An 11,368-nucleotide genomic window follows, 5' to 3' on the forward strand; every position below is an offset into this window, starting at 1 on the left:
ATTAAGCCGATTTATTTTTGATCTGTGAGATAGCGCTGATACCAAAATTAACGATACCGACGATGCCGGAACCGATATTCGTAATAGCGCTAATGAAATCCAGTTCCAGAATGCTGCCGATACCGGATCCCAGCGTACCCGCCGCCGAGGTTGCATCCGTTGTCAGGCCGCCAGCAGAGGTGCCCAGATCTACCACGCCTCCAATTGCTGCGCCAATGCTTTTACCTAAATCGGCAAAGAAGCCGGCACCTGAGACGACGTCAACTTCCTGGCTGTTTAATTCACGCATAAAATTCTCCTTTTTTATTAATAACCCCACGCCATAAAACAGGCGAGGAACTATTTTAATGACAGCCAGCAAAAAAAGTCAAATATCTACAGGCCCAAATCAATACAGAATAAAGGCAGCCTTAAAACAGGCATTGTATTAATGGTGAAAACCAGAATGTAATTAGCGCTTCTAATTATAAATCCGGGGCATTACATCCAGTAAAGTTAAAAAAACCAACCTGATACCCTCTATTTTATCGCATAATTATTTTTAGGAGAAAGTAACGAGCTTTTTTCTGATAACAGGTTATATTCTTTTATTATCATTTAATTATCAGGGAGTTTACATGGGACAGCTTATTGACGGCGTCTGGCACGATAACTGGTACGACACAAAATCCACGGGCGGGCGCTTTAAACGTTCTGATTCTGCCTGGCGCAGTTGGGTAACGCCCGACGGCTCTGCTGGCGCAGACGGCAAAGCCGGTTTTCGTGCCGAGGCGGATCGCTATCACCTCTATGTTTCGCTTGCCTGCCCCTGGGCGCATCGAACGCTGTTGATGCGTCAGCTAAAAGGGCTGGAAAAGCTTATTTCCGTGTCGGTAGTCCATCCGCTGATGCTGGAAAACGGCTGGACGTTTGATGAAGATTTTGCGGGCGCGACGGGCGACAGCCTTTATCAGAACGAATTCCTGTATCAACTTTATTTGCACGCTGATAAGGACTATACCGGCCGGGTCACCGTCCCGGTACTTTGGGACAAGCAGCAGCAGACTATCGTCAGTAATGAATCAGCCGATATTTTGCGAATGTTTAACAGCGCATTCGACGCGGCAGGCGCCCGCGCCGGCGATTACTATCCGGCGGACTTACGCGCCAAAATCGATGAGGTGAACGGCTGGGTTTACGACACCGTTAACAACGGCGTCTATAAAGCGGGGTTCGCTACTTCTCAGGCGGCCTATGACGAGGCGGTCACCGCCCTTTTCCAGTCACTGGACAGGCTTGAACAAATGCTGGGGCAGCATCGCTATCTGACCGGCGACCGGCTGACCGAGGCGGACCTGCGTCTGTGGACGACCTTAGTTCGCTTCGATCCGGTTTATGTGACGCATTTCAAATGCGATCGCTACCGTATTGGCGACTATCTGAACCTGAGCGGCTTTTTACGAGAAATTTATCAGCTGCCGGGCATCGCTGAAACGGTCGATCTGGCGCATATCCGCCACCATTATTACCGTAGCCATAAAACGATCAATCCCTACGGCGTTATCTCGACCGGCCCGGCTTTCGACTGGGACGAGCCGCACGGGCGCGATGAACGCTTCCGCTAGCCGGCGTTATCCCCTGAGCGGCGCGTGACGCTTCGCCAGCAGCTTAGGGATCTCCCGCAGGCACCATGATTTGGCTTCGCCCATGCTGTCGCGGCGCCAGGCCATAATGATATCGACCTCTTTGCTGTATTCAGGGCTGACAACACGCAGACGCCCTTCGGCAATATCTTTTTCCACCATCGGGTACGGCATGGACGCCACGCCCAGCCCGGCCAGCAGCGCACGGCGCTTATCTTCGATTGAACTGACGGTCAGCCGCTGCTGCTTATCCAGTAGCTGTACGGTCAGTACCGGGCGCTCGCGCGCCGTATCCGCTACGGCAATACCCCGATATTTCACCCGTGATGGTTCCGATAACGGTTCCGGTTCCTGATGGATAGGATGATCCGGGCTGGCGACGATCACGCTCATAATGCTGTACAGTTTGCGGGTGTTGATCTCTGAAGAGGCGCGAAAATGCATATCCGGCGCGATAACGATATCCGCGCGGCCCTGCTCCAGCCTTTCCCAGGCGCCCGCCAGCACTTCCGTCACCAGCGCGATTTGCGTATTGGCTTTTTCGGCAAGTTTATCAATCAAAGGAAAGAGATATTCGCAAGGAACCAGCGCTTCGGTAACGATAGTCAACTGTGTTTCCCAGCCCCGCGCCAGCGCTTCCGCATCGGTGGTCAGCTTATCGGCCGCTTCCAGCAAAATCCGGCCCCGCTCCAGCAGCATGCGTCCTACGTTGGTAAACTTAGTTCGGTGTCCGGAGCGGTCAAACAGCACCACGTCCAGCTCCTCTTCCAGCTTTTGCATGGTGTAGCTGAGCGCTGAAGGGACGCGGCCCAGCTCATCTGCCGCCGCCGCAAAGCTGCCGCGTCGATCGATAGCATCCATTACTCGCAGCGCCTCCAGCGTCAGAGCGCGATCTTTTGCCATAGCGGTTCTCTTTCAGGATTTTTGAATATGGCAAGCAGATTAACTGGCTAACAATCTGGCGTCCAGCGCCTTACTATAGCGGCATAATAAATGACCGACGCGGTTTGCCGGTTAATAAGGAGGAAAATATGATTACCAGTCGCACCGTACAACAGTGTGGTCAAGCCGATTACGGCTGGCTCCAGGCGCGATACACGTTTTCCTTCGGCCACTATTTTGATCCTCAACTGCTGGGCTACGCCTCTTTACGCGTGCTCAATCAGGAAGTGCTGACACCAGGGGCTTCCTTCCAACCCAGAACCTGGCCAAAGGTCGATGTTGTTAATCTGATCCTGCAGGGCGAAGCGGAGTACCGCGACAGCGACGGCAACCATGTCGTGGCGCGCGCGGGCGAAGCTTTGCTGCTGGCTGCCCAACCGGGGATCAGCTACAGCGAGCATAATATCAGTGGCGAGAAGCCATTGACGCGTATGCAGCTTTGGCTGGACGCCTGTCCCGACAGGGAAAACGCGGCGATTCAATGCCTGTCGATCCCGACTAACGCGAGCGCCATACTGCTGGCCTCGCCGGACGGTGCACAACAGAGCCTGCAGCTTCGCCAACAGGCCTGGATTTATCATCTGAGACTGCAACCGGGCGAAGATGTGACGCTGCCGTTACGTGGTTCGCGCGCCTATCTGCAATCGATTCACGGCGGCTTTATCGTGACCGCATCTTCAGCGGATCGGCAGACGCTTGCCTGCGGCGACGGCGCATTTATCGAAAAAGAGCAGAGCGTGACGATAACGGCAACCACGCCAACGCGCGCGCTGGTGATTGATTTAGCCGAGTAGTCGCCGTTGCCTACTCCTGTAAAACTCGCCAGCGATGCATGACGGGTTTAGCTGCCTGATACGTCAAATAAGCTGATGGGCACGGCGACCCTCTCGCCGATTGACCAGCCTTTTTTGCCTAAAATATGCTGAGGCGTGTTTTCCGGCACGGTAAAAAAGAAGGTGTTGCTCTCTTCTTCTACTTTTCCCTCGTCTAAATCTTCAGGGTCCAGATCCATCTCGTCCAGCTCTTCTTCAGACAGCCCTAAATGGGTGGCCAGTATCGATCTTTTCATCGTTTATCTCCTCAGCGTTAACGCTTACGGTTAAAATTTTCAAAGCGCCGTAGTTATTTTATATCCTCAGGTAAATTTCGTTCGTTAATCGCACGTTGATTTTCTCTGGCCTATTGTCAGAGGTGAGCGATAACACGAGGAGCAGGGAATGAAAAAGCTGGCTGTGATGTTTGTGCTTTTACTGGTTGGCTGTGTCGATTTAGGGCGCATTGGGACGCATCCTGACATGAAACAGGTCTACCTGAAGGGATATCCACACAATGTTGCCGACTGTCTTTTTGCTGCGGCGCAGAGTCAGCACCTTCGGCTGGAGCGGGACGGCCGCCTGACTCAAGGTATTGAAAAGTATAATCTGACGGACAGAAATTACGACAACGTGGCCTGGATTGAAATTGCGGCAGCAGGCCGTCAACAATCCAGCGTGACCTTCTATTATGCTAAGGAGCCTGATGTCAGCGCGGCGGTTTCCGCCATGGCGGCGCGCTGCAAAGACTCGCGCTTTTAAGCTTTTGCTTTCACAAAAAGCGTTGTGAACAGGCCGCACCGTAGAAAGCAAAAAACCCGCCGAAGCGGGTTTCTTACTGCTGACAAACCTAAATAGCGGATGCATCCTGGTGTTTCTTACAGCAGCCCAGCTGTTTCACGGCGGCAGAGGCTGAGCGGATAAGCGGACCGTTTTGGCGCATGGACGCGCCAAACGAGCATACAGGGACGTATTTACGGCGTGTCCGTGTTCCGATCTGCCTCTGCGGCTGTTCACCAGCCCGATAGCGACCTGATGCCCTTAAAAGAAAGCAAAAAACCCGCCGAAGCGGGTTTCTTACTGAAGATGTTGAAGCTGACCGGTAAGCCGGGTTCTGTCGTGGACAGTCATTCATCTAGGCCAGCAATCGCTCACTGGCTCAAGCAGCCTACCCGGGTTCAGTACGGGCCGTACCTTGTGAACCCCTATTTGGCCTTGCTCCGGGTGGAGTTTACCGTGCCACGAACTGTTGCCAGCCGCGCGGTGCGCTCTTACCGCACCCTTTCACCCTTACCTGATCCCACAAGTGGGCCATCGGCGGTTTGCTCTCTGTTGCACTGGTCGTGGGCTTGCGCCCCCCAGGCGTTACCTGGCACCCTGCCCTATGGAGCCCGGACTTTCCTCCCCTTTGTCTGTCTCCCCCGAAGGAGGACGGCAACAAAGCGGCGACTGTCTGGTCAGCTTCGGCGCGGATAATAGGGCATTCCGCGCGGTTTGTCACCCCTCTTGCTGCTCCAGCGCATACTTATAGAGCGCATTCTTTTTTACGCCGTGAATTTCGGCGGTCAGCGCGGCGGCTTTTTTCAGCGGCAGCTCCTGCTGCAACAGCGCCAGCGTGCGCAGCGCTTCCGGCGGCAGCGCGTCTTCCACGGCCTGATAGCCTTCCACAATCAGCACCATTTCGCCTTTGCGGCGATTTTCGTCTTCTTTAACCCAGGCCAGCAGCTCGCCCACCGGCGCGCCGTGAATCGATTCCCAGGTTTTGGTGATTTCCCGCGCCAGGACTATGTAGCGCTCGCTTCCCCATACGCTGACCATATCCTGTAAGCTTTCCAGCAGGCGATGGGTGGATTCATAAAAAATCAGCGTGCGGGATTCCTGCTCCAGCGCGCGCAGCGTGTCGCAACGGCCTTTGCTTTTGGCGGGCAGAAACCCTTCGTAACAGAATCGATCGGACGGCAACCCCGCCGCGCTTAATGCTGTAATCGCCGCGCAGGCGCCAGGCAACGGCACCACGTTGACACCCGCTTCCCGGCAAAGACGAACCAAATGATAGCCGGGATCGTTAATCAACGGCGTGCCGGCATCGGAAACCAGCGCTATGCTTTGCCCGTCCCGAAGCTTTGCCAACAGCGTTTCCGCCTTCTGCTGCTCGTTGTGATCGTGTAATGCGAACAGGCGCGCATTGATGGCGAAATGTTGTAGCAACAGCCCGGTATGACGTGTATCTTCCGCTGCGATCAGGTCGACGCTGGCAAGCACCGAGAGCGCACGCTGGGTAATATCGCCCAGGTTACCAATCGGTGTGGGAACGATGTAGAGCGTGCTGGCCGAAATCTCTTCGCGTTGTTTCATTGTTTGATCCGAATTGCCGATTTAATATTGAGCATCTTGAAAAAAACATAACTGGATACAGTATGCTTCCTTCGAAAGTCATTCATAACAAAGCAGGACGCTGCGTGCCTCTGCTGCTGGCGGCCCTAATTTTTGCCGGTTGTTCCGGCCAGGGCCCACAGGCGCCGACGGTCAACGTGCAGGGCACCGCGACAGGCACTTCCGACTCTTATTTGCAGCAAATGCAGCAAAGTTCAGATGATAACAAGGTTGACTGGCAATTACTCGCAATCCGGGCGCTGCTGAACGAAGGAAAAATTCCTCAGGCCAGCGACCAGCTGGCCAACCTGCCGCAGCAGCTGAATGATGTCCAGCATCAGGAATCGCTGCTGCTACAGGCGCAGCTCAAGGTGATGCAGAAGGATGCGGCCGGCGCGGCGCAGCTTTTGCAGCAGATTGATGCCGCCTCCCTGTCGAAGGAGCAGCAGGCCCGTTACTACCAGCTGCAAATTGCCGGCAGCCAGGGATTAACGCAGCTGCGCGCTTATATTGCGCAGGAACCGCTGCTGAGCTCGCCAGCCGATAAGCAGAAAAATATTGATGCAACCTGGCTGGCGCTGAGCCAGATGACGCCAGAGCAGGCCAACGGCCTGGTGATCAACGCCGATGAAAACACGCTACAGGGCTGGCTGGATCTGCTCAACGTCTATAAGGCCAACGTCAGCGATCCCACGATGCTGAAAGCGGGCATCAGCGACTGGCAGACGCGCTATCCTAACAACCCGGCGGCGAAAATGCTGCCAACGGCGCTGAGCCAGGTGCAGAACTTCCAGCAGTCATCGACCGGTAAAATTGCGCTGCTGCTGCCGTTAAGCGGCCAGGCGCAGATTTTCGCTAAAGCGATTCAGAAGGGGTTTGACGACGCCCGCAACGGTGCGCTGGCCCAGCCGACCGCACAGCCGCAGGCCGCCGCCAGCACCGCGTCTGGTGACGCCAATACCGCCACGTCTGTCGATGCCAACGCCGCGCCAGCAGCAGCCAGTCCGGCCACCGATAGCGCTGCCGCTCAGCCGACTGCGCAAAACAGCGATAGCGCCGCTCAGCCCGCCGTGCAGAACGGCAGCGTGGCGCAAACCGCACCGCCATCCAGTTCGGCGCAGGTTCAGGTCTACGATACCAGCAGCCAGCCGATAGATCAGGTGCTGGCGCAGGCGCAGAAAGACGGTGCCACGCTGGTGGTCGGCCCGCTGCTGAAAAGCAACGTCGAGCGTTTAGCTGCCTTACAAACGCCGTTGAATATCCTGGCGCTTAACGAGCCGGAGTCGGTACAGAACCATCCGAATCTTTGTTACTTTGCGCTTTCTCCTGAAGACGAAGCGCGTGACGCCGCGCATCATATGTGGGATCAGGGCAAGCGTTCACCACTGCTGCTGGTGCCGCGCAGCTCGTTGGGCGATCGCGTCAGCAAAGCATTTGCTGCAGAATGGCAGCAGCTGGGCGGCGCGACCGTGCTACAACAGCAGTTCGGTTCACAGGGCGAGCTGAAGCAGGGCATTAATAGCGGTGCGGGCTTGCGTCTGACCGGTACGCCGATCGTTGCTCAGCCGCAGCAGCCGCAGGGCGTAACTATTGCGGGCCTGACCATTCCGGCGCCGCAGGCGGATACGCCAGCGGCAGGCGACGGCAGCGTGGATTCGCTGTATGTCGTGGCGACGCAGGACGAGATGGCGCTTATCAAGCCTTCCCTCTCCATGCGCGTCAGCAGCCGCAATATGGCACAGATTTATGCCAGCTCGCGCAGCTATCAGGCAGGCAGCGGCCCAGACTATCGTCTGGAGATGGAAGGCGTGCAGTTCAGCGATATCCCGCTGCTGTCGGGCGCTAATCCCGCGCTGATGCAGCAGGCGGCTAAAAACTTTAACAACGATTACTCTCAGGTTCGTCTCTATGCCATGGGCGTGGACGCCTGGACCCTGGCCAATCACTTCAATGAAGTGCGCCAGCTGCCGGGCTTCCGGCTGCAGGGGGAAACCGGCAACCTGAGCGCCACCCAGGACTGCGTCATCAACAGGAAGTTGGTATGGAGCCAGTATCGCCAGGGACAAATCGTTCCGGCATCCTGAGCCGTCAGCAAACGGGGGCGGGCTATGAGCTACAGGCCCGCCGCCTGCTGGAAGGTGCAGGATTAACTTTTATCGCGGCTAACGTCCGCTTTCGCGTCGGAGAGATCGACCTGATTATGCGCGATGGCGAGACGTGGGTTTTCGTAGAGGTGCGCTATCGCCGTAACGATCGGTTCGGCGGCGCCGCCGCCAGCGTAACCCGCAGCAAGCAGCAAAAGCTGCTGAAAGCCGCAGCCTTATGGCTGAACGGTCGCCAGAGCAGCCTTGAGAGCGCCCGCTGCCGCTTTGATGTGGTAGCGATAACCGGCGCACGAACGGACTGGTTGTCCGATGCTTTTACGGCGGAGTAATTTCGCCAACCACTTGCCAGGTGAAAAACGTGCTGGAAAGAATCAAAGTTTGTTTTACCGAAAGTATTCAGACGCAGATAGCCGCAGCGGAAGCGCTGCCGGATGCTATTTCGCGCGCGGCGATGACGATTGTCCAGTCGTTGCTGAACGGCAATAAAGTGCTGAGCTGTGGCAACGGCACCTCCAGCGCCAACGCCCAGCACTTTGCGGCCAGTATGATCAACCGTTACGAAACCGAGCGCCCCAGCCTGCCTGCGGTAGCGCTGAGCGCGGATAACGTGCTGCTGACGGCAATCGGCAACGATCGCCTGCACGACGAAATCTACGCCAAGCAGGTCCGCGCGCTGGGCCATGCTGGCGATATTCTGCTGGCCATTTCAACGCGCGGCAACAGCCGTGATATTGTGAAGGCCGTTGAGGCAGCGGTAACGCGCGATATGACGATTGTCGCGCTGACCGGCTATGACGGCGGCGAACTCGCCGGTTTGCTGGGTCCACAGGACGTGGAAATTCGTATTCCCTCGCACCGGAGCGCGAGGATTCAGGAAATGCATATGTTAACCGTGAATTGCCTGTGCGATTTGATCGATAACACCTTGTTTCCCCACCAGGACGTTTAAGGAGCTATGATGAAGCTGATTTCCGCAACCGCCATCGTGCTGTCCGCGCTGATGCTACAGGGCTGCGTCGCCGCCGTGATCGGCAGCGCGGCGGTCGCCACCAAAACGGCCACCGACCCGCGTACCGTGGGCACCCAGGTTGATGACGGCACGCTGGAGTTACGCGTCAGCAACGCGCTGGCGAAAGACGACCAGATCAAAAAAGAAGCCCACATCGTGGCAACGGCCTATCAGGGCAAAGTGCTGCTGACCGGCCAGGCGCCGAGCGCCGATGTCGCTAACCGCGCCAAACAGATCGCCGTCGGCGTGGATGGCGCAACCGAGGTCTATAACGAAATCCGCACCAGCGAGAAGGCCAGCTTTGGCACGGCCTCTTCCGATACCTGGATCACCACCAAAGTGCGTTCCAACCTGCTTTCCAGCGACCAGGTCAAATCTTCTAACGTGAAGGTCACCACCGAAAACGGCGAGGTGTTCCTGTTAGGTCTGGTCACTACCGCAGAAGCCAAAGCGGCGGCCGATATCGCCAGCCGGGTCAGCGGCGTGAAGCACGTCACCACCGCGTTCACTATTCTGCAATAAGCAGCAAAAGCCCGGCCAGCGCCGGGCTTTCACTTTTATCATACCGCGTCGCCCGCTATAGCCGACTCAGGCAATCCATCGCTACCGCCTTGAAGCTGACAAAATCCTTGCTGTCGCGCAGCCGCGCCATCGCCCGCTCGCGCAGGAACGTCACGAACAGATCGTAAATCGCCATCGCCTCTTCATAATCGCTTTTGCTGATCGCCAGCAGAAAGATCACCGAGGCCGTTTCGTCTCCCCATGCGATGCCCTGCGGCGCCAGCACGGTATAGACCACGCTTTTCTTCGCCAGCAGGCCCAGCGAGTGAGGTAGCGCAATGCCTTCGCCAAACATCGTGCTGACAATGGCTTCGCGCTCCACGACGGAATCGTGAAACGTCTGGTCGACCGCGCCCTCTTTTTCCAGCCGATCGCAGAGCATACGGAACAGCTCCGCCTGAGTTACGGGCTGGTCGATAACAAGAAAATGGCCGGCGTCAAAGAACTTTTCCAGCATATAAGGCCGGGTGCGATCCACCAGCACCAGTTTGCCAATCTGCTCCAGCTGGTACTCCGTGGGAAAAGGCGACATCACCACCACCGGCTTCTGTTTCTCGACCAGGCGCGTAGTGGAGATAACAAAATCTTCTTCAATACCCGGCTGCTGCTCATACTCGCGCTGCGAAATAATATTGTTGACCACGATCTGCGGATATTTCCGCATCAGCATCGCCTGGATCATGCGCACGGTGGAATTGCCGGTATCGCACACCAGCAGCACCTGCGGATGGCGCCGGTAGCCGACGTCATAGTGCCGCTCCAGGCCGACGCCGATATGCAGCACCAGAAATCCCATCTCGTTTTCACTGATGGTATAAGGGGTGTATTTTCCCCAGCTGGATACGGCGGCCAGCGTCACGTCCCACGCCATCGGATAGTGCTGCTTGATGTTCGCCAGCAGTGGGTTAGGAATAGCGATCTGGTAACGCACACGGGTGATCATGGTTTTAATATGGGTCAGCAAATCCGCCCGCAGCTGCCCGTCGCTTTGCAAATTAAAGTTGTAGTGAGTATTGATGTAGCTAAGGATGTAATTGACCAGCGATTCGCCGTCGTCCGGGCTGATAGCATCCGGCGCAATCGCCTCAACGCGCCGTGCCGCGATATTAACGCGCAGGTAGGCTTCCTCTGCGGCTGAGAACGCTTTGCCAGTGAGTGGCTGTAGTAGCGCAATCAGATGGCGCGCCGCGCCTCGCACGTCGTCATCCACGTCGTCAGCCGTGAAATCAGAAAGCGGATAGCCTTCGCTGATGCGCCTTACGGACACCGCACAGTAGAGGCGCAGATAAAACTCGCCCTCATCCGTCATCCTGACGGCAAAACGCCCCAGCGACTGGCTCAGCAGCGGCTGTAGCGTAGCCAGAATGCCGCTGTTCAGCACCTCCAGATGCAGTAGCGGATCGTCGGCATCCTCCTGCGCAATCTGGTAGAGCAGATCGGTCAGGCAGGTGCGCACGGCCATTTCGCTGCCGAACAGCTTCATGCCGTAGCGCGGCCGGGTTTCAATCACCAGCTGATAGCGCGCCAGCCACTCTCTCACTTCAGCCATATCGCTTTGCAGCGTGGCGCGGCTGACAAACCATTCATCGGCCAGATCTTCCAGCTTAAGGGAATAGGCTGAGGTGAGAAATCGGGTTAACAGGTAATGCACTCGCGCCGCCGAGGTGCGGGGAATGCGTAAAGACGAAGGCGACTGGTGCCGCAGCTGGCTGTAGCGTTGCGCATCTTCAATTTTTAACCGATAGCCCTCGCCCCGATTCAGCACAAAGCGGATGCCGTGATCGGCCAGCAGCTCATTCAGCGCGGTAATGTCCGTACGTACGGTGCGGGTAGATACCGCAAAACGGCGCGCCAGCTCGTCCTGAGGCAGCGTTTCGTTTTGCAGCGTATCGAAAAGTCTTGCAAGGCGTTGGTTAGGGAATCTCACCGGGTTTCCTGTGGTTG

12 protein-coding genes and 1 other RNA gene are annotated in these 11,368 nt (G+C 56.6%); 7 read left to right on the forward strand and 6 right to left on the reverse strand.

Features of this window, described 5'->3' with window-relative positions; translation table 11 throughout:
- Window position 1: 1 nt before the first annotated feature.
- Complete coding sequence (locus ACA373_RS15490) at window positions 2–289, reverse strand: hypothetical protein (RefSeq protein WP_301252936.1); 288 nt, start codon at window positions 287–289, stop codon at window positions 2–4.
- A gap of 328 nt (window positions 290–617) precedes the next feature.
- On the opposite strand from ACA373_RS15490, the gene ACA373_RS15495 reads away from it, so the two are divergent.
- On the forward strand, window positions 618–1,604 hold the full coding sequence (locus ACA373_RS15495; RefSeq protein ID WP_301730287.1) for a glutathione S-transferase family protein: 987 nt from the start codon (window positions 618–620) through the stop codon (window positions 1,602–1,604).
- A 6-nt stretch (window positions 1,605–1,610) separates the two neighbouring features.
- On the opposite strand, the gene ACA373_RS15500 is transcribed toward ACA373_RS15495, so the two are convergent.
- Complete coding sequence (locus tag ACA373_RS15500) at window positions 1,611–2,525, reverse strand: LysR family transcriptional regulator (RefSeq protein ID WP_125290359.1); 915 nt, start codon at window positions 2,523–2,525, stop codon at window positions 1,611–1,613.
- A gap of 128 nt (window positions 2,526–2,653) precedes the next feature.
- Here ACA373_RS15500 and ACA373_RS15505 point away from each other — a divergent pair, with 128 nt between their 5' ends.
- Complete coding sequence (locus ACA373_RS15505; RefSeq protein WP_370734776.1) at window positions 2,654–3,358, forward strand: pirin family protein; 705 nt, start codon at window positions 2,654–2,656, stop codon at window positions 3,356–3,358.
- 47 nt (window positions 3,359–3,405) lie between these two features.
- Here the strand turns inward: ACA373_RS15505 and ACA373_RS15510 are convergent, their stop codons facing one another.
- Window positions 3,406–3,633, reverse strand: a complete 228-nt coding sequence (locus ACA373_RS15510; protein WP_253455785.1) for a hypothetical protein — start codon at window positions 3,631–3,633, stop codon at window positions 3,406–3,408.
- A gap of 148 nt (window positions 3,634–3,781) precedes the next feature.
- Between ACA373_RS15510 and ACA373_RS15515 the strand changes: the two genes are divergently transcribed.
- Complete coding sequence (locus tag ACA373_RS15515) at window positions 3,782–4,138, forward strand: hypothetical protein (RefSeq protein WP_253455787.1); 357 nt, start codon at window positions 3,782–3,784, stop codon at window positions 4,136–4,138.
- Window positions 4,139–4,463: 325 nt separating this feature from the next.
- Here ACA373_RS15515 and rnpB read toward each other — a convergent pair.
- Together rnpB and rsmI are read right to left on the reverse strand one after the other, a co-directional pair.
- Window positions 4,464–4,841: RNase P RNA component class A (rnpB, locus tag ACA373_RS15520), an RNA gene on the reverse strand.
- Between the two features lie 32 nt (window positions 4,842–4,873).
- On the reverse strand, window positions 4,874–5,731 hold the full coding sequence (gene rsmI, locus ACA373_RS15525; protein WP_370734777.1) for a 16S rRNA (cytidine(1402)-2'-O)-methyltransferase: 858 nt from the start codon (window positions 5,729–5,731) through the stop codon (window positions 4,874–4,876).
- Window positions 5,732–5,793: 62 nt separating this feature from the next.
- On the opposite strand from rsmI, the gene ACA373_RS15530 reads away from it, so the two are divergent.
- Genes ACA373_RS15530 through dolP form a run of 4 tightly spaced genes read left to right on the forward strand, consistent with a single transcriptional unit; the run spans window position 5,794 to window position 9,385 of the window.
- A complete protein-coding gene (locus ACA373_RS15530) occupies window positions 5,794–7,833 on the forward strand; it encodes a penicillin-binding protein activator (RefSeq protein ID WP_370734778.1) in 2,040 nt (679 codons plus the stop codon).
- The gene (locus ACA373_RS15535; protein ID WP_253455794.1) at window positions 7,791–8,183 is read left to right on the forward strand and encodes a YraN family protein; all 393 of its coding nucleotides are present in this window, start codon (window positions 7,791–7,793) and stop codon (window positions 8,181–8,183) included. Before ACA373_RS15530 ends, ACA373_RS15535 begins: the two co-directional genes overlap by 43 nt.
- Before the next feature lie 29 nt (window positions 8,184–8,212).
- Window positions 8,213–8,803 carry a DnaA initiator-associating protein DiaA gene (gene diaA, locus ACA373_RS15540; protein WP_125290352.1) on the forward strand — a complete coding sequence of 197 codons (591 nt, stop codon included), beginning with the start codon at window positions 8,213–8,215 and terminating at the stop codon, window positions 8,801–8,803.
- Between the two features lie 9 nt (window positions 8,804–8,812).
- On the forward strand, window positions 8,813–9,385 hold the full coding sequence (gene dolP, locus ACA373_RS15545; RefSeq protein WP_301730289.1) for a division/outer membrane stress-associated lipid-binding lipoprotein: 573 nt from the start codon (window positions 8,813–8,815) through the stop codon (window positions 9,383–9,385).
- 55 nt (window positions 9,386–9,440) lie between these two features.
- On the opposite strand, the gene ACA373_RS15550 is transcribed toward dolP, so the two are convergent.
- Window positions 9,441–11,351 carry a transcription antiterminator gene (locus ACA373_RS15550; RefSeq protein ID WP_253455800.1) on the reverse strand — a complete coding sequence of 637 codons (1,911 nt, stop codon included), beginning with the start codon at window positions 11,349–11,351 and terminating at the stop codon, window positions 9,441–9,443.
- Between the last annotated feature and the right edge of the window lie 17 nt (window positions 11,352–11,368).

Origin of the sequence: Erwinia sp. STN24 (assembly GCF_041320675.1) — a bacterium.
Classification (GTDB): domain Bacteria; phylum Pseudomonadota; class Gammaproteobacteria; order Enterobacterales; family Enterobacteriaceae; genus Erwinia; species Erwinia aeris.